An 18855-nucleotide genomic window follows, 5' to 3' on the forward strand; every position below is an offset into this window, starting at 1 on the left:
ATGTGTACTTCAGTTTCTATATGTATAGTAATTATATCAGCACCTGCATTAATAAAACTTTCAACATGGTTTTTCGGAGAACAAATCATGAGGTGTACATCAAACGGTAGATTACTGTATTTACGTACTGCAGCAATAACACTTGGACCTATAGTGATATTTGGCACAAAAATCCCATCCATAACGTCTATATGTATGTAGTCGATATTAAAACCACTTATCTTTTTAACTGCTTGTCCAAGTTTGGCAAAATCTGCTGAGAGTATAGAAGGTGCAATTTTAATGCTCATTTCTAAAATTTTCAGTATACATCTTGACTTTGCTCATGTTAAATAGCATCTTTATATCACGTGCCCGTAGCTCAGCTGGATAGAGCAGCAGCCTTCTAAGCTGCGGGTCGTGGGTTCGAATCCCTCCGGGCATCCTTTTATATATATAGATTCAATATAAATCTTGTCAGATTTAAATAGATCAATCACACAATCAAAACTATCCTTTTGGTTCCAAGCAAGAGTTACATCACTACCAACCAATCTTTTGACTTCACTATAATTGTTATCATCTATAAACTCTTTATTACTGATAATATTGCTTACCTTGAAATCAGGTAATATTTGTGGTTTGTGTCCTAGGTTATCTATGACTGCATCTGCAAAATCACTCGTTCCAACTTTTTTCTTGCTTGTTTTCTTATTATATACATCAATCGTATGTATGCCATCCTCTAAAGTTTTGAGCCATGCATTGTAAATCAATGTTGCAGTATCAACTTGATCTATATATACAAGCATATGTATAGCAGCGTTTAAAAGTCCAGAAGGATTAGCAATATCTTTACCCGCAATATCTGGAGCAGACCCATGCACAGCCTCAAACATAGCATAATTAGCACCAATATTACTGCTGCCTGCTAATCCAACCGACCCAGAAGCTTGTGCTGCAATATCTGATAAGATATCACCATATAAATTCTCTGTTACAATCACATCAAAATCTTCCGGTCTTGTTGCAATTTTTGCCATTCCAATGTCAACAATATAATGTTCAGCCTGTATATCAGGATAATCTTTTGCAATACTGTCAAATGCTGTATGGAAAGTACCATCGGTCATTTTCATTATGTTATCTTTAGTTAGGCAAGTTACTTTGCTACGGTTATGCTTTTTCGCGTATTCAAAAGCATACCTACATATTTTTTGTGAGCCAGATTTAGTAATAATCTTTGTACACTGATAAGAATTTTGTGTAAGCCTATATTCTATTCCTGTATACACATCTTCTTCATTTTCACGTATTATTATAATATCAAATTTATTAAATTTATTTTCTATAACAGGAGAATATGACATGCACGGCCTTATATTGGCATATAATTCAAGTTTTTTTCTTAATGCTACATTTAAACTCTTATGGCCTTTACCCTGAGGGGTGGTTATAGGAGATTTTAATAATATTTTTGTTCTTTCAATTGATTGCCATCCACTAGGAGAAATTCCATGTACCCACTCTTTATTGTACAAACGTTCACCGATTTCAATAACTTCTACTGATACTTTTGCTTCTGACTCTCGTAATATTGATAATACTGCTTCCATTATTTCTGGCCCAATGCCATCCCCGTACGCAACTGTGATTGGTATAGACATAGTTTACTTGTAATAAATACTTAAATACTAATTTAAACAGTAGAATAACACAAGTACGATATTATCCTAAACTTCTGTAACACAACATTATGTAATACAAATTTTTAATAAAAGTTTTCTTATTCCAAAGCCATTATCTAGTGGTAATTTCTTAGAACCTGTACGCGGTCTAAAAGAAAAGGTAAGAAAAGAATATAAGTCCAAGCGATATAAGTAAAGAGCAGTTCGCAATCATATTGCCAGAGCTTGAATCTTGTAGCAAGAAGAGAAAACCAAGGAAGGTGGGATGTATTTTGTGGAGTGTTGTATGTTTTGAGAAGTGGTTGCCAATGGGGAATGTTACCGAAAGAATTTCCAAAGTTGTTATAATTACTTCAAGAAGTGGCAGGAATAACTGATCGGAGCAGTACTATAGAAATGATGCAAGAGGAAACCTTTTAGAGATCAAGAGTTGACTCAGGGAGAGAATTTTGCAACTAAGATAAAAGAGATGATGTATGCAACTGTTGAGGTGGAAAAACTGCGAGAAACAGTTCAACACTAGCCTGCAAATGGTTGTTTTAGCTTTTGCTCTTTTACTTCTCAAAAGATTATGAACAGGTTCTAAAAGATTTAATATAAAATGTCTTTATTAGAAAGCAGAGTTTTGCTATTCTGAAACTTTAAAGGATTTTAAATTGATGAATATACCAAAAGACAAATTTTTATTCCTTGCACTCGGGGGAGTAGGGAAAATTGGGATGAATGTTAGTTTGTACCATTACCAAGGCAAGTGGATCATGGTAGATCTCGGGATAGGTTTTGCAGATGAGACTATGCCCGGTATTGAGTTATTGATTGCCGATATAAGCTTTATTGCTCAGAGAAAAAAAGATTTACTTGGAATAATTATTACGCATGCTCATGAGGATCATTGTGGTGCAATTCCTTATTTATGGGAAGCATTAGAATGTCCAATCTTTGCCACAAGATTTACAGTTAATTTTATAAAGGAAAAGCTAAAGGAATTTCAACTAGAAGAAAAAGTACCATTAAAACAAATAGATGTGCATGGTACAATTAACTTATCTCCATTTACTATTGAATTTATTAATGTTACACATTCGATCACAGAAACAAACTCATTGCTGATCACTACTGAGGTAGGGAAAGCATTACATACAGGTGATTGGAAGTTTGATCCAACACCAGTTATTGGTCCGACTTCTAATATAGAACGTTTTCAGGAAATTGGTAAACAGGGTGATCTGCTTGCTATAATATGTGATTCGACAAACGTGTTAGGTAGACACTCTCCTGAATCAGAAGGCGGAATTTACAACAATATTTATAATATAATAAAAAGCTCTAAAAGCTTGGTCGCTGTATCATTATTTGCATCTAATGTAGCACGAATTGAAACGATCATACAAGTTGCACAAGCACTCAATAGAAAAGTGGCTTTATTAGGAAGATCATTATGGAGAATAGTCAAAGTTGCGCATGATAGTGGTTATTTAACACACTTTACTGAATTTTTAGAAGCAAAGGAAGCAGCTAACTTACCTAGAAATGAAGTCGTATTAATATGTACTGGATGTCAAGGTGAGCCACTTGCAGCAACGGCAAAGCTTGCATCAAAAAGTCATAAGGCTTTCAAGATGCAACATGGTGATACTATTATATTTTCATCTAAGATTATTCCTGGAAATGATACACAAGTACATAATATACTTAATGCTTTTGTTGAAATGGGAGTAGAAGTTATCACTGAAAAAACGGCGCACGTACACGCATCCGGCCACCCAACGCGTGAAGAATTACAAGAAATGTATACCTTAGTAAAGCCTAGAATTTCTATACCGGTTCATGGAGAATATATTCATATGCATGCACATATAAAGTTTGCCAAAGAGTGTGGTGTGGAAAAGGCAATAATGGTTAAACCAGGATATGTTATTGATCTTGAAAACGGAGAGAAAATTAACGCAACCAATGTTGATTATTTTGGTATTGATGGTAAGTTGCTGCGTCATCCAAATAGTTCAGTCATGCACATGCGTAGAAAAATGAGAGATGCTGGTATTATACTAATATCAGTAATTACAAATAAAAAAAATAGATTACTTAACAAACCTAGAGTATATGCACCTGGTGTATTCGAGTTACCTAATGATATGTTTATTGTACAAAAAATTATCGAGAAAGTTGAATTAGCGTTCAACGCATATAATGTAGAAAAGATAAGAGAAAAAATTAGAAGTTCTGTGTACAGTGTATTAAATCAGTATTTATCAAAGAAACCGGTAATTGAAATACAAGTAGAACGAATATAAATGAAAAGGATAATATTATTTATTTTAGTACCTATTATTTGTTTTGCTCAGGATATTTTATATGTTACTGTGAGCAAAAACAGTATTGATAATATTAAAATTGTTATATCTTCTGCTGTATACAAGACAGATCTCGAGAAAAATTTTAGCGAAAAGATTACAAATGTTGTTGAGGCCAACTTGTTAAATAGCGGTTTATTTAAAGTAAAACGTGCTACTGCTTCACAAGTGGTAGGAGATATATCACTCACTATAAATTTAAGTAAATTTTCAGATCAACAATTAGAGCTATCATTTTCCCTGTTTGATCTTTTCATGAAAAAGGAATTAATGAATAAAACAATGATTTTATACCAAAAAGATTGGAGAAAAATGGCTCATCTTATTTCAGATATGATCTATAGCAGGTTAATTGGTGAAAAGGGACATTTTAATACAAAAATAACTTATATCGCTGAAGAAAGAGGTCAAAACAATAAATGTATACGGAAAATTGTTGTGATGGACCAAGATGGAAGCAACGTAAAATACTTAACAAATGGTGATAGATTTGTCTCTACACCAAGATTTTCTCCTAATGGTGAAAATATTGTGTACATATCGTACTATAATGGCAGAAGTTATATAATATTAAAGAATTTAAAAAACAATACAGAATCAGTAGTTAGTGCATTTGAAGGTGTACTTTCTGGCCCACGGTTTGCACCTGATGGGAAATCTCTACTTGTTTGTTGTTCATCTGGAAGCAGTACAAATATATTATCTCTGGATTTGGCCAATCACCGTATTAGCAAAATTACTAACAATACATCAATCAATACTTCTCCGTCTTTTTCTCCAGATCAAAATTATATAGTTTTTAGTTCTGATAGTAGCGGGAGTCAACAGTTATATATAATGAATATGGTAAATCAGCAAACCAAAAGGATAAGCTCTAATAGTGGAAACTATTCTACTCCTGTTTGGTCACCAAATGGTGATTTAGTTGCTTTTACAAAAAGTAAAGCAGGAAAGTTTTATATAGGTGTAATGAAGCCTGATGGCAAAAAAGAACGTTTACTTTCAGAGGGATATAAGATTGAGTCACCAGCATGGTTACCAAATGGAAGGGAAATGATTTTTACAAAGACAGAGCCCAGTAATATCTCTCAATTATGTTTAATTGATTTATTCAAACAGAAGCATAAAATTATTTCTACTCAAACAAATGCTTTTTTAGCAGATTGGTCACATTTCTAAAATCTGTTTTTTTGTGAAAAATTTATGCAAAAGCAAAGTTCTTAAACCCAAGTATGAGTTTACACTGAACTGTTCAAAAAATGGTACATTTGCTAGAGAAAAAGGATTGAATAACAAGAAGAAAATGCTCTAGATAATGGTGGCAAGCAACCACCTGCATTATTTATTGCTGCTGATGCACAGTGCATAAATCCTTTTATAAAGCGACATCAACCCTTTTTGACTTATAAATTATCATTTTAAAATTAGTAAATAACATTATAATTACTGTTTTATATTTTATTGTTAATGAGTAAACTCATAGCTGTATTATTTGCAATTATTGCTTATACTCTCACTAATCAAATCATACTTGAAACAGCAAAGTTATTTAGTGACGTATTTATCAGTTTGCTCAAATTAATCAGTGTACCGCTAGTTTTTTTCTCAATAGTTTCTACGATTTCAGCATTAAAAGACTCTTCCGAAATAAAAAGTTTATTAAGGTGGGTAGTATTTTATACCTTGTTGACAACAATTATAGCTGCATCCATAGCATTAGTATTATACTTACTTATTAACCCAAAGATTTCCACAAGTGATACTATGGAAAAAGTAAACATAAATAATTATAATTATTTATCACATTTAAAATCTCTAGTGCCTTCTAATTTTATTCAAGTCTTTCTGGAAAATAATATTATTGGTAGTGCATTTATAGCCTTTTTAGTAGGCTTTGCTATTATTGCGCTACCTCAAGAGAAACAACATATATTACAGCAAGTATTTTCCGCACTTTTCGATATGCTACTCAAAATTGTTCAGATGCTGTTAACATTTATACCTGTTGCCATGTGGTCTTTCATTACATGTTTTCTCTATGACTTAAAAAGTAGCAATGAATTTTATAGCCTTTTATGGTATTTTGTTTGTATAATGTCTGCAAATCTTATTCAAGCATTTGTAGTGCTACCAGCACTTATGTGGTACAAAGGCATTTCTTCAATACATACATTAAAAGGGGTAATGCCAGCATTAATTCTTGCATTCTTTTCTAAATCATCAAGTGCAACATTACCGACAACCATAGAATGTGCATACAGTAAGCTTAATATACCAAAAAAATTATCATCATTTGTGTTACCTATATGTACAACAATTAACATGAATGCATGTGCTGCATTTATTATTATTACTGTTCTATTTGTGTCAGAAACTAATGGCTATATATTTTCCTTAGGTGAAATGTTTAAATGGATTCTTCTTGCAACAGCTGCAGCAGTTGGTAATGCAGGAGTACCTATGGGGTGTTATTTTATGGCTACTAGTTATCTAGTAGCCATGAATATTCCTGTACATATTATGGGACTTATTTTACCAATTTATGGGGTAATAGATATGTTTGAAACAGCAATAAATGTGTGGTCTGATATTTGCATTGTTCAAGTAATTAATAAAAAATATAATAAAATATGACATTAAATTTAATAATAAAAGAACTTGAAGAAAGTCATGCAGTTCTACATGGACATTTTGTGTTATCATCTGGATTACATAGCGGTACATATATACAGTGTGCCAAAATTTTTGAATACCCAGAAAGGGCTGTCAGACTATGCACAATGCTGGTAGATAAAATAAAAAGTGCATTACATGATAAGGTAGATCTGATACTATCACCTGCTATTGGTGGAATAATTGTAGGTTATGAGATTGGACGACAGCTTAACCTTAGAACAATGTTCTGCGAACGTGTGAGCGGCAATTTTAAGCTACGTCGTGGCTTTGAAATCGAACAAGGCAATAAAATATTACTCGTCGAAGATGTAATAACTACAGGAAAATCATCACTTGAAGCTGTAAAATGTGCAGAGGCACAAGGTGGTCACATTGTTGCTGAAGCAGCATTAATACAGAGAAAAAGTAAAATAAAGATGCCATTCCCTATTATTCCACTTATTGAACTGAATATAAACGATTATAACGAGACAGATGTTCCTGATACATTAAAGAAGTTACCTATCAGTAAACCAGGAAGCAGGGAATACTTGAGAGGGAATACTTGAGTTAGAAACTATTTTAGTTTAGAGCACTCCGGTCTTGCTTCATGCTTAAATTTGAACTATAAATTTCCATTTTATAATTGGGTGAGTTCTTAATCTGTAGCTTCTACTCTTATTCTTTTAAAGTATACATTATTTCTGTATAATTAATAATTGGATAAACTTGTATGTTAGAGAAATTTCAAATTAAACCTTTATTGCAAGATAAGTCTCCATCTGAAACCAAAGCTGTAGTTGCCATGTCTGGTGGAGTAGATAGTTCTGTTGTAGCAGCTCTATTATGCAATCTTGGCTATCAGGTAATAGGTATAACGTTGCAGTTATATAGTAGTAGTAATAGTAAAAAAAAAGGTACATGTTGTGCTGGACAAGATATATATGATGCTAAACGTGTCGCTGAAAGTATAGGATTTCCACATTATACCTTAAATTATGAAGAAATATTTAAACAGGAAGTAATAGAAAGTTTCGTAGATACCTATATGCAAGGCAAAACTCCTATACCGTGTGTTAAATGTAATCAAACAGTAAAATTTCGTGATTTGTTAAAAATTACAAAAGATCTTGATGCTGACGTATTAGTTACAGGACACTATGCAAGAAGAGTAGAATACAACGGTAAAATAAAACTGTGTAAAAGTATTGATAAAAACAAAGATCAAAGTTATTTTTTATTTGCAACAACTTTAGAACAATTAAAATTTATACGTTTTCCATTAGGAGAGTTTCATAAAAGCAGTGTGAGGGAGAGTGCAAAATACTTTGGACTTACAGTCTCTGATAAACCAGATAGCCAAGATATATGTTTTGTTTCTGAAAACTATAATAAGACAATAGCTATATTAGCTCCACAATCTATACGTAAAGGTAATATAGTAAATATGAATGGTAAAATTTTAGGTGAACATAATGGCATAATCAATTTTACAGTTGGGCAAAGAAAGGGCTTGGGAATTTCACATAGTGATCCATTAKATGTAGTAAAAATTAATGCAGAAAATAATGAAGTAGTAGTTGGTCCTGTTAATGCGCTAGTACAGAAAAAAATCTTTGTCGAGGCACTAAATTGGCTAGAACTGCCAGAAGAAGGACAGAAGGTAACTGTAAAACTTAGGTCATCACATATTGGAAGCCAGGCAAATATATATTCAACTGATACGAAAAACAGAGTATGTGTTGTTTTAAATGATGATTACTTTGGTATTAGTCCAGGTCAAGCTTGTGTAGCATATAATGATGAACAGGTAATTGGTGGTGGCTGGATTTGTAGATAAGACTTGTAAAATATGAATAATGTAGAAAAAAATAAACTGTTGGAGTCAATAAAAGATAAAAGTTACTTCAACAAAGCAAAAGAATGGTACTACCATAGGTACTTATTCTGTATTACAGAAAGAGCATGGCTATTGCTAATAGTATTGTTTTTATTAGTATGTGTATCTTTATTAACAATGAACATATATTTATTATTTCCTATTACAAAACATCCAAATTTTGTCATATATGCGGCTCACGCAGATGATGAATTCTCTCTAAAAAAAAAGCTCAGTGTTAGTCACAAAGAAAATGAACATGTTACTATAGCGAGGTATTTAGTACAAAAATATATTGAACTATATGAGGCTTATCAAGTTGTAGAAACGTCATTGCAAGAAAACTTTATAAAAAATCATTCTATACGTCAGGTGCATAAAAATTTTCATGAAAAAATGCTTAATGAAGTAAGTACACATCCAAAAAAAGTTCTACATACAGAGGTAAGAAAATTATCTGTTGAGCAGCCAATTCTTAATCTTGAAATGTTTACTGGTAATGCCACAGTCACTTTTATCACTGAACAAAATAAAAAAACTATGGAACAAACCGTAGAAGTTAACTTTACTCTATCAAATATACAAGAAACCCTGAACAGGGTTACACCTTTTAGATTCATAGTTAAAAATTATGAATTAAAAAGTGGGTAGCCTGTAGCCAAGTTTCTTTTCCAGCAGCTTTATTATTCTATAGTTAGCCGGAGTACTTTCAGCAGATTTTGCAAGGAATAAAGGGCTAAATCCAAGGTTACTTAAAATATTCACGTTTGCATTTGCTTTGAGTAATTCCTTAACTACATTTTCATAATTCAGCATACATGCTAAATGTATTGCCGTATATCCATTGTGATTTTTAGCATTAACATCTGCTCCCTTTTCTATTAACAATTTTACATTTTGTACTCTTCCTAAAAGCGTTGCCTTATGTAATGGTGTCTCCTTTTCGCTTCCCCTGCTATTTACGTCTGCACCTCTTGCGATTAATAATTTTACTGTTTTTGCATAGGTAAATTTAACAGCTAAGTGCAACACTGTATCTCCTTTTGTGTCTTTTTTATTTATCCCTTGAAATGATCTTTGTGATAATTCTTTAAGTACAGTCTTTAAATTATGTTTAGTATATTTCATAGTTTCCCTATAAAAACAGGCTTTCTTTTTTTATATCGCCATGTTCATATTAATTTCTGTGAATAAAATATGGTTTGAGTTACTGACAGTTTTACTTTTTTACGATTACGCATAGCTATTCCCCCTTTTTATAGTAGTTGCATTTTATTCTATTTATATTAGAATAATTGATTATATTTACTACTACTATATTCTACTATGACAGGAAGTAAAGAACTTTTTTACAATCAATGCGCTAAATAGTGGAAAGACCCTAAGTATGTATTTGCATTTCTTTACAAAAAATAGATGATATAATTTATTTATTTAATTACAAGTATGAATGAGGTTGTTACTTTTGGTTGTCGTTTAAATTTTTATGAAAGCGAATTAATTAAAGAAGCATTAAAGAAAGCACAAAGAGAAAATGTTGTTGTTGTGCATAGCTGCGCAGTAACAAATGAAGCAGAACGTCAAGTTAAACAAAAAATACGTAAAATTCATAGAAATAATCCAGACAAAGAAATTATTGTGGCAGGATGTGCTGTTCAATTAGATCCTGAAGCTTATATCAATATTCCCGGTGTAAGCAAAGTATTAGATAATCAAAATAAATTGAAAATTGAAAGCTATATAATAGATAATACTAGTACTTTTTCTGATGACCAAAAACCCCTAATAATTAATCAATTTCAAGAAAAATCAAGAGCATTTATTGAGATTCAAAATGGTTGTAATCATAGTTGCACGTTTTGTTCAATTACTCATGCTAGAGGAAATAATCGTTCTGTGCCAATAAATAATATTATAGAACAGATAAAGATTTTTGTGGAAAACGGATATCAAGAAGTAGTGCTGACAGGAGTTGATATAACCGATTTTGGTAGCGATTTATTTGGTAAACCATCTCTTGGCATGATGATTACAAGAGTATTAAAAGATATACCTGAATTAAATAGATTAAGACTTTCTTCCATAGATGTTTCTGAAATTGACCATGAATTACTTGATCTCATGGTAAATGAACCTAGATTAATGCCTCATTTTCATCTCAGTTTACAATCAGGTAATAATCTTATATTAAAAAGAATGAAACGACGGCATAATAGAATACAAGCAATAGAATTGTGTCATAAAGTTAAAAATTTAAGACCTGATGTAGTATTTGGAGCTGACATCATTGCTGGATTTCCCACAGAAACCAAAAAAATGTTTCAAGATACAGTTGATATGCTTAAAGAAATAAATGTAATTTATTTACACGTTTTTCCATATTCTGAACGTAAAAACACTCCTGCAGCAAGGATGCCACAAGTACCAGAAAATATACGTAAAGAGAGAACAAAATATTTAAGAGAAATGAATAAAGAAATAATGAGCAACTTTCTACAGTCTTTAGTAGGTACTACACAAAGTGTTTTAATTGAGCAAAATTGCATTGGAAGGGCGGAAAACTTTGCATTGGTAAAATTAGCATCAACACTACCTGCTAAGAGCATGATAAAAAGTAATATAAGAGCAACACAAGATAATTTTTTAATAGGAAATATTTCTGTTTAATTTTCTAGCAAAACCTGTTATAATACTACAATATAGTTAAAAGATCGTGAAGATTCTGTCAATTAGGCGCTATCTGGTTGTTTTATGTTTATTGGGTTACCATAATCTCAATGCCTCCATAGAGAGGGTTACCCTTGACGTAGACCAAAGAGTAGCAGATTTACGATCCAATGTTTCAGGTATTTCAGAAGATCTATCATCTGCCACACAGTTTAGAGAAGAGCTGCCGGTCTCTTCAAAAATAAAACTGCACCATAAGAATCACTTTTATGTTAGCTTTAGTGGAGGTAAAACATATGATGACAATTCGGAAGTATTTGTGAATGGTATACGAGCTATAGGAGATAGGATGTTAACTCTTATAGATGGCAACAGTTGGTCTTCTATCATAAAAAATATACTCACTGGTGAAATTAATGCTATCAGTCAATTTGATGGTAAAATTAATTTTCAATGGCTTGGTCATACATCTCTAGGATGTCATATTGGAGAAAATGGAAGAATTGACTATGAGATAATAAATTTTAAGATGAGTATTCAGGACAATAAGCTTATATTTGATAAGTCAGCAAGCATATTTGCATTTTTATTCAACCTATATTATAGCCCACACATCAAGGACACAAAGCTTTCTCCATATATCAGTTTTGGTATAGGACCAACAATCTTTAGACTTCAAAGGATTAATAAACCAACTAACACAATAGTACCGTTAAATCTGCCTTGGTATGCATACCAAGTAAGGCTTGGTATTGATTATGTCGTAGTACAAGATCTAAGCGTTTTTCTTGGTTACCGTTATTTTAATATTCCTATACCTCTTGCAAACCGTATATCTACTCATAATATTGAAGCTGGAATAAGATTGCATTTTTAGAAGGACGAGATACCAGCAGTTACCAATCCATTATCTTCTCTTACCTTGCCACCACAGCTTTCTTGTAGAAAAAGCCCGCCAAGCAAAATTTTGTATTTATTAGTGCTGCCATCATAAATTATTCCTCTATGTCTACCTGCAGCAAGGTATGTAAATCCTAAAACCGTTGAACCAAGAGAACATACATTAGTTATTGACAATTTATTAAGTAAGTTACCACTTACATCTATTAAGCCTTCTTCACGATTTTTTACACGCATTTTTATGCAACGAGATCGAGAATCCTCAAAAAATGCGCCCCTCTTTTCTTCTGCCCAAAAAGTTTCTCTCAGAGCTGGAGCATCTACTGCAGCTGCTATAACCTTATTCTTGTGTAACAGACAAACTGATATTGTAAAATAAACTATACAATTAATAAAATTTGTTCTGCCCTCTATTGGAATAGTAAGCCAAGTATAATCTTCTTCATTGATTGTGAAGTCATCATCTTCAGATACAATTTGATAATCTTTTCTATAGTTATATAGTGTAGTGTATATAGTTTCCTTAGATCTCGAATAAGTTTTGTTAATAAAATCTGCTGATTTAACATTAGAGATCTGCAATTCGTTAAAATCACGCATCACTTGCCTGGAAGCACGACGTATAGAATCGAGCATTGCATCGATTCTTGGTGATAAAATAGACATTTTACTCTTTTACTCGTTCATAATAACTATCACTAAGTGTATGCACTACAACTTTATCTCCTTCTTTTATAAACTGTGGTACATTAATACGTATACCATTTTCTAGAATTGCAGGCTTATAAGAAGCAGTAGCAGTTTGCCCCCTAATTGTAGATTCAGTATCATTTACAGTAAGAGTAATATAATCAGGTACGTGTACTGAAATTACTTTGTCTTGATAGGTTATAACTTTAATTTTCATGTTATCTTGTAAATATATTTTGTTTTCCCCTAATAGATCTAAATCTATGATGATTTGCTCGTAAGTTTCAGGATGCATTACATTCATGACACTGCCTTCAGTAAAAAGATAAGTATATTCTTCTTCATCTAAGATTGCCCTTTTGATTGATGCATCAGAACGAAACCTTTCATAATGTTTAGCACCAGTTTTTATATTTTTCATCTCAGCTTGTATATACGCACCACCTTTGCCAGGTTGAGTATGCATAATACTTACTACTAAAAATAGACCATTATTATACTCAAGTACATGACCGGGTCTTATATCGTTAGCTTTTTCTGCCATATCATTATTTATAAACTTATTAGGTATTATAAATAGGTTTATGTGTATATCAAAGCTTTTGTTAATCAATAAACTTAGGCATATTTAATACTATATATCTTTCCATCATATTGATATATGGAAATATTTCCTGTGTAAAAGGCATCATAATACTTTTTTTTGTATTGACCATCTGAATTTCCAATATATCATCTGAACCAAAATTGTGCACAGACTGTACATGACCATACAATTCATTACTTTCTAATCTAACCTCCATATTTATAATGTCATTATGATAAAACTCATTCAAGTTATCTAACATTGGTAGCTTATCTCTGGCTATATATAACTTTTTATTTCTACTTGATTCAGCCTCATTACGAGAAGTGATACCATTTATTGTAGCTATCACTAAATTACTACTAACTACAGACAGTAAATTTATTGTATAACCCCTATTATCATCATCTATTAACTCACCATATAAACTAATATTTTCAGATTTCTCTGTGAAAGTTTTGATCTTCACAGCTCCTTTGATTCCATGCGGAGAGAGAATAATTCCCAAACATACTTTTGTTAAAGTTACCATAATAAAAGAACTAGCAGTTGATCTTAAAAAGAAAAAATAAACTTGCCATATTTTGTTCTACATTTCCTACTGCTGCTTTACACTTTATATTGCTCATATTAGCCCAAGCATGAATTTCCGATTTCAGCGTTCATAACTCACTTTTTACTTTCTACAATACGCTTTTCCCATATTGTAAGAAATCACTATTGCTGCCACAATAACAAGAATCATACAGGTTGAACCTTATTGTTGACATACATTACCCAATGGTATATCGTATTAACATACGTGTAAATACTTTCTCCTGATTTTATAGCTAGAAAGTGTAGCTAATGTTTTATGTTGTAAGAGTAGAAGAGTTTACGTGCAAWGGCACTCAAGTAATGGGGTATTAATATGAGTATAGAATGCAAGAAGTCATCGTTTTGCAAATCATTTGTAGTTATTTACGCTATGTTACTGTTTTCACAGCAGTCTATGGCTAACACGTTTTATTTTGGATTAGATTGCCACAAGCCACTGTTTGAGTGGACAGGCCCAGTCACAGTAAAAGAATCTGGAGCTGTTGAAACCAATTACACATTTGACGCAAGAAATCTCGCTGTTCTTATCAATATTGATACTAAGAAAATCACGAATGATAATAGCATCTCTATACTACATCCACATTTCTATAGTGCCAGATTAGGTCATCAAAGCAAAATTAATAATACTGTGAGTTATATGGTAGAATTAGAAGGAATATCATATCAGAGTAATAGTACATATAGTACATATCGTGTTAATCATATTGATACGCCTGATATGCAGACTAATATACATAACTTATCTGGCATAGTAAATGCTTACTTTTCTTGGCAGTTAAATAGTTTTTCACTTATAAATCCTTATATTGGTGCAGGAGTTGGTGCTGTATATATACACAGAAAGCTATCTCAAGCCTACTTACCAGTTGAAACTTGGGGTATCGTTTCAAGTTCCCAAAAATAAAAATATAGATATGTATATTGGGGCAAGGCATGTTGGTATTATTGGTGGTAAATTTAACTGTAAGCTTGACAAGGTAAGACGGACTTATCAGCGCTGTTTTGTTGACAGAGTCACACGACCGGTAGAAGAAAAAGAAATAAAAGAAGAAATAGAGATACAGAATAGTTTTTTCGGTACATTAGGGGCAGAGTTTGGTCTAGTTTTTCATTTTAAGCAAAATGTAGAAAATACATAAATTCACTCACTACACTTTAGATAATAGATCTTTTGTTCCTCTGACTGTCTGGATAGTCATCACACAGTTTCTACTTCTACAACTTCAGGTATATAATATCTTAACGTATTCAGTACTCCTTCTTTTAAAGTACTAGCAGCACTTGGACATCATGCCGTGCAATTCAACAAAGACTATGCCATCCTTAAATCCACTAAACTTAATATTGCCACCATCTTGAGCTACAGCAAGTTTTATATAACTTTCCAATAATTCTTTTTACAATCTCTATATCATACTTAAAAATTTTTCGTACATCATCTCTTCTTCTGCATCTAGAGCTTTATTACCAGAAGTAAAGTGGTCTATAATAGTAGTTAAAACTTCTACTTTTAATAATCCCAATTGATGGTACACTAAAGTAATGATCAAGTAGTTGATCACAATGAACTATTAAGTATATATAATATATTTTTGATGAGGTGTTTAAATGGTCGATTTATTAGGTAATGGATTTTATGAAGAGGATGCAGAGTATTACATGTCTATCACGCGTGATGGATGGTTTCCTGCTTATCAACATGACTGTTATGGTCATTATGATCACGGTACTATGTATAATAATGGTGAAAGTCAAGTAATGCATTTTGATAATATCAAAATTTCTGGTTACGATCGATCTGATCCAGGATCTATGAAATTAACGTTAGACTTGGACAATTTCAAGCTTACAAGGGACAAAAGTTTTCCTGAAGAACATGTAAACAGTCATACTTATCAAGTAATGTGTGGAGCTGAATTTAGTAAAAACTACGGTATTGCTTTAAAAACTGGTTTTGCTTCCATCCCATCCGTTAATTATTATCCGCCAGAACATAATTATAATGAATATAAACTTTCAGTAGATGCAGAAAGCATATCTTGTGACGGTACTGAATTGAAATTCGATACAGTATCAAAAGGTAAATTGTGGGGCGAAAATAGAGATAAGTTTAGTATTCGTAAAGTCGATACGACTAAATATATTAAACTTGATCTGAGGTAGATGTGGCAGGGTTTAAAACAGCATATTTTATAGATTTTATGAGGTGGAGTGCACTGTAGGATGTGCTGTAAATTCTATTTCTAAGGTTAAAATATTTTGCAGCTTTATCTCTATCGCCTTTAGCAATTAACTTAATTATCGCTGCTTCAATCACTATAGCATTTGGAGTTTATTTATTATATTAGTTGTTATGTAGGCAAAAGAGATCTTTTGAGCCAAAGATTACCTTAAATTAGGTATACTTGATTATAGGACCTGTAGCACTATTATCTATCAGTTGTGTGTATTTCATGCTCAACTTCCCTACGGCAAATGAAAACTCCTGACGTTCTAGTCTGCTGCTATGTACTTGCTTTATCTAGTTGTGTATTAGGGTTACTTCTAAGCTCCGCATCTTTATCTCCATCAATGGCTGGCACTATCTGTTTTCCCTACTGCATTAATAGTAAGATCTGATCACTGTAATGAAGAAAAAGCAAAAGCACTCGTAGATATTTTGCTGTATACAGTAGTTGCTGCTGGTACGACTACCGTTGTAAATTCTGTATTTCCTTATGTGTATGAGTTGCATATAATAAAGATTGTAATGTTGCAAGATAGAGTTTAAAGCTCCAAGATATATGATGAAATTATCATCTCTATTTTTGCTCTTAGACTATCTACCTTGAGTGAGTAATCCTACTATCTTGGGTTAATAATTCTAATTTTTCTATAATATTATCCCTCATAATTATTTCTTCCGTACCGGTATCCATATCTTTGATTTTAAATGTCTTATTACCTAGTTCTTCATCACCAAAAATTAAAGCAACTTTAGCATTTACTTGGTGTGCTTTTTTCATTTTAGATTTCAGCGTGCTGTCGTAATCATACCTAGAATATAACCTACTTTTACGTAATTTATCTGTAAGCACCAAAGAGTATACTTCAGCTTGTGCCCCTATCGGGATTAAATAGATAGGCCTTGGTTCTTTTGAAGAAAAGTTTATTAATTCCATTATACGTTCAATTCCACCTGCAAATCCTACAGCTGGAGTATATTTTCCTGCTATTATGGTATCATATCTTCCACCAGCAAAAACAGCTCCTTGAGAGCCTAGATCTTGAGTAACAAATTCAAATACAGTATGGCAATAGTAATCCAAACCACGCACTAACTTACTATTTATAGTATAAGATATACCTAAACATTGCAATCCATTTAATATCTTATCGAAAAAAGATAGAGATTCTTTTGTATAATAGTTATCAATTTTAGGTGCATCATGAATTATTAATTGATCTTTCTTATCTTTAGAATCTAATATTCTTATCGGATTTTTAGTCAACCTATTTTTACTATCTTCTGATAAATCATCGGTATACTTTTCAAAATATGATACAAGAGCTTTTCTATATCTAATTATTGTTTCATTGTCTCCCAACGAATTAATTTCAAGCTTAGCATTATCATTGATACCAAATTTAATCAGCAAGTGCTGGCTAAGAGATATTAACTCAATATCAGATCTAGGATCTGCTAAACCAAAAACTTCAAAATTTATTTGATTAAACTGTCTCTGCCTACCCTTCTGCGGCCTTTCATAACGAAAAAGAGGACCTGATGAAAATAACCTAACAGGAATCTGTAGTTTTTTATGCTTTAGGAGCCTCATAATAGCTGCAGTAAATTCTGGGCGTAAAGTAATACTCTTTCCACTTTTATCTTCAAAAGTATACATTTCCTTAGTAATAATATCTGAGCTCTCGCCAAGGGTTTTCATGAAAACTTCTGTGTACTCAAGTATTGGAGTCTCTACAGGAATAAAGCCATATAATCTAGAAACATTATGCGCAGTGTCTTGTATATATTTAAACTTATACCAATCATCAGATAATAGATCTTTTGTTCCTCTGACTGTCTGGATAGTCATCACACAGTTTCTACTTCTACAACTTCAGGTATATAATATCTTAACGTATTCAGCACCCCTCCTTTTAAAGTACTAGCAGCACTTGGACATCCTGAACAAGCACCGTGCAATTCAACAAAGACTATGCCATCCTTAAATCCACGAAACTTAATATCGCCACCATCTTGAGCTACAGCAGGTTTTATATAACTTTCCATCAATTCTTTTATTCTATTTACAATCTCTATATCATTCTCATCAAAAAATTCTTCATACGTAATCTCTTCTCCTGCGTCTAGTGCTTTTTTACCAGAAGTAAAATGGTCCATAATAGTAGTTAAAATTTCTACTTTTAATACATCCCAATTAATTGTATTAGACTTTGTCACTGAAATAAAATCGTGGCCGAAGAATACTCTTGTTATATGTTCTATTTTAAATAAACCTTCTGCTAATTCAGAGTTTTTTGCTTCTTCTATACTTGCAAAATCAGCATTCTTTCCTTCATCTAAAATAGTAAAGCCAGGAAGAAACTTGAGAGTATTAGGATTTGGTGTTTCTTCAATTTGAATGAACATATCAGTATTTTATATTATTTTGTCTAATTATAAAATAATAGTAAAACAGATGCTATTAGTTTTTATACCAACTAAATCGTTTGACTTTAAAATAAGCAGATTGTTCTTACCACTTTTCTATATTAATACGCCCACTACTACATTTACTTTTTATTTTTTCGTAAATAGCATTGTGATTCTTTTAGAATTTTTTGTGACAAAATGCATAAAACCAAAAATGTAAT

18 protein-coding genes, 1 tRNA gene and 3 pseudogenes are annotated in these 18855 nt (G+C 32.1%); 13 read left to right on the top strand and 9 right to left on the bottom strand.

Annotation, left to right across the window (positions count from 1 at the left end; all coding sequences use genetic code 11):
- On the bottom strand, window positions 1-290 hold a 290-nt coding region (locus tag BIY23_RS03010), incomplete at its 3' end, for a ribulose-phosphate 3-epimerase (protein WP_390903700.1).
- Between the two features lie 60 nt (window positions 291-350).
- Between BIY23_RS03010 and BIY23_RS03015 the strand changes: the two genes are divergently transcribed.
- Window positions 351-424, top strand: a tRNA-Arg gene (locus BIY23_RS03015).
- On the opposite strand, the pseudogene icd reads toward BIY23_RS03015, so the two are convergent.
- Window positions 423-1646: pseudogene (gene icd, locus BIY23_RS03020) on the bottom strand (isocitrate dehydrogenase); the annotation flags it as partial. The gene BIY23_RS03015 and the pseudogene icd sit on opposite strands and share 2 nt — an antisense overlap.
- A 194-nt stretch (window positions 1647-1840) precedes the next feature.
- Between icd and BIY23_RS05320 the strand changes: the two are divergent.
- The 7 genes and pseudogenes from BIY23_RS05320 to BIY23_RS03050 all read left to right on the top strand — a co-directional run.
- Window positions 1841-2006, top strand: a pseudogene (locus tag BIY23_RS05320) (transposase); the annotation flags it as partial.
- A gap of 320 nt (window positions 2007-2326) precedes the next feature.
- Entirely contained in the window at window positions 2327-3961 is a 1635-nt protein-coding gene (locus tag BIY23_RS03025; RefSeq protein ID WP_070065077.1) for a ribonuclease J, read from the top strand.
- Window positions 3962-5200 carry a Tol-Pal system protein TolB gene (locus BIY23_RS03030; RefSeq protein ID WP_070065078.1) on the top strand — a complete coding sequence of 413 codons (1239 nt, stop codon included), beginning with the start codon at window positions 3962-3964 and terminating at the stop codon, window positions 5198-5200.
- 288 nt (window positions 5201-5488) lie between these two features.
- Window positions 5489-6655, top strand: coding sequence for a dicarboxylate/amino acid:cation symporter (locus BIY23_RS03035; protein WP_070065079.1), 1167 nt, complete (start codon window positions 5489-5491; stop codon window positions 6653-6655).
- Complete coding sequence (pyrE, locus tag BIY23_RS03040) at window positions 6652-7245, top strand: orotate phosphoribosyltransferase (protein ID WP_070065080.1); 594 nt, start codon at window positions 6652-6654, stop codon at window positions 7243-7245. Before BIY23_RS03035 ends, pyrE begins: the two co-directional genes overlap by 4 nt.
- A 164-nt stretch (window positions 7246-7409) precedes the next feature.
- Window positions 7410-8516 (top strand): tRNA 2-thiouridine(34) synthase MnmA, encoded by a 1107-nt coding sequence (gene mnmA / locus BIY23_RS03045; RefSeq protein ID WP_070065081.1) that lies wholly within the window; start codon window positions 7410-7412, stop codon window positions 8514-8516.
- 12 nt (window positions 8517-8528) lie between these two features.
- On the top strand, window positions 8529-9206 hold the full coding sequence (locus BIY23_RS03050; protein WP_070065082.1) for a VirB8/TrbF family protein: 678 nt from the start codon (window positions 8529-8531) through the stop codon (window positions 9204-9206).
- Here BIY23_RS03050 and BIY23_RS03055 read toward each other — a convergent pair.
- Window positions 9192-9683, bottom strand: coding sequence for an ankyrin repeat domain-containing protein (locus BIY23_RS03055; RefSeq protein WP_070065083.1), 492 nt, complete (start codon window positions 9681-9683; stop codon window positions 9192-9194). The two genes, BIY23_RS03050 and BIY23_RS03055, sit on opposite strands and share 15 nt — an antisense overlap.
- Window positions 9684-10001: 318 nt before the next feature.
- On the opposite strand from BIY23_RS03055, the gene mtaB reads away from it, so the two are divergent.
- Window positions 10002-11222 carry a tRNA (N(6)-L-threonylcarbamoyladenosine(37)-C(2))-methylthiotransferase MtaB gene (gene mtaB, locus BIY23_RS03060; protein WP_070065084.1) on the top strand — a complete coding sequence of 407 codons (1221 nt, stop codon included), beginning with the start codon at window positions 10002-10004 and terminating at the stop codon, window positions 11220-11222.
- 46 nt (window positions 11223-11268) lie between these two features.
- Window positions 11269-12099, top strand: a complete 831-nt coding sequence (locus BIY23_RS03065) for an outer membrane protein (RefSeq protein WP_148115219.1) — start codon at window positions 11269-11271, stop codon at window positions 12097-12099.
- Here BIY23_RS03065 and BIY23_RS03070 read toward each other — a convergent pair.
- The 3 genes from BIY23_RS03070 to rimM all read right to left on the bottom strand — a co-directional run bounded on the left by BIY23_RS03070 (window position 12096) and on the right by rimM (window position 13930).
- Window positions 12096-12788: an inositol monophosphatase family protein gene (locus BIY23_RS03070; RefSeq protein WP_070065086.1), complete on the bottom strand. Its 693-nt coding sequence runs from the start codon at window positions 12786-12788 to the stop codon at window positions 12096-12098. The genes BIY23_RS03065 and BIY23_RS03070 overlap by 4 nt on opposite strands.
- Window position 12789: 1 nt before the next feature.
- Window positions 12790-13356 (bottom strand): elongation factor P, encoded by a 567-nt coding sequence (efp, locus tag BIY23_RS03075; protein WP_070065147.1) that lies wholly within the window; start codon window positions 13354-13356, stop codon window positions 12790-12792.
- 61 nt (window positions 13357-13417) lie between these two features.
- On the bottom strand, window positions 13418-13930 hold the full coding sequence (gene rimM, locus BIY23_RS03080; protein WP_070065087.1) for a ribosome maturation factor RimM: 513 nt from the start codon (window positions 13928-13930) through the stop codon (window positions 13418-13420).
- Between the two features lie 378 nt (window positions 13931-14308).
- On the opposite strand from rimM, the gene BIY23_RS03085 reads away from it, so the two are divergent.
- The gene (locus BIY23_RS03085; protein WP_070065088.1) at window positions 14309-14902 is read left to right on the top strand and encodes a hypothetical protein; all 594 of its coding nucleotides are present in this window, start codon (window positions 14309-14311) and stop codon (window positions 14900-14902) included.
- A 10-nt stretch (window positions 14903-14912) separates the two neighbouring features.
- Complete coding sequence (locus BIY23_RS03090; protein WP_070065089.1) at window positions 14913-15137, top strand: hypothetical protein; 225 nt, start codon at window positions 14913-14915, stop codon at window positions 15135-15137.
- Between the two features lie 59 nt (window positions 15138-15196).
- On the opposite strand, the pseudogene BIY23_RS05675 reads toward BIY23_RS03090, so the two are convergent.
- Window positions 15197-15512: pseudogene (locus BIY23_RS05675) on the bottom strand (NifU family protein); the annotation flags it as partial.
- A 94-nt stretch (window positions 15513-15606) separates the two neighbouring features.
- On the opposite strand from BIY23_RS05675, the gene BIY23_RS03095 reads away from it, so the two are divergent.
- On the top strand, window positions 15607-16161 hold the full coding sequence (locus tag BIY23_RS03095) for a hypothetical protein (RefSeq protein ID WP_070065090.1): 555 nt from the start codon (window positions 15607-15609) through the stop codon (window positions 16159-16161).
- Between the two features lie 659 nt (window positions 16162-16820).
- Here the strand turns inward: BIY23_RS03095 and hisS are convergent.
- On the bottom strand, window positions 16821-18074 hold the full coding sequence (gene hisS, locus BIY23_RS03100) for a histidine--tRNA ligase (RefSeq protein ID WP_070065091.1): 1254 nt from the start codon (window positions 18072-18074) through the stop codon (window positions 16821-16823).
- Window positions 18074-18631: a NifU family protein gene (locus BIY23_RS03105; RefSeq protein WP_070065092.1), complete on the bottom strand. Its 558-nt coding sequence runs from the start codon at window positions 18629-18631 to the stop codon at window positions 18074-18076. The genes hisS and BIY23_RS03105 overlap by 1 nt, the downstream gene beginning before the upstream one ends.
- Window positions 18632-18855 lie beyond the last annotated feature (224 nt).

The organism is Wolbachia pipientis (assembly GCF_001752665.1).
GTDB lineage: Bacteria > Pseudomonadota > Alphaproteobacteria > Rickettsiales > Anaplasmataceae > Wolbachia > Wolbachia pipientis_A.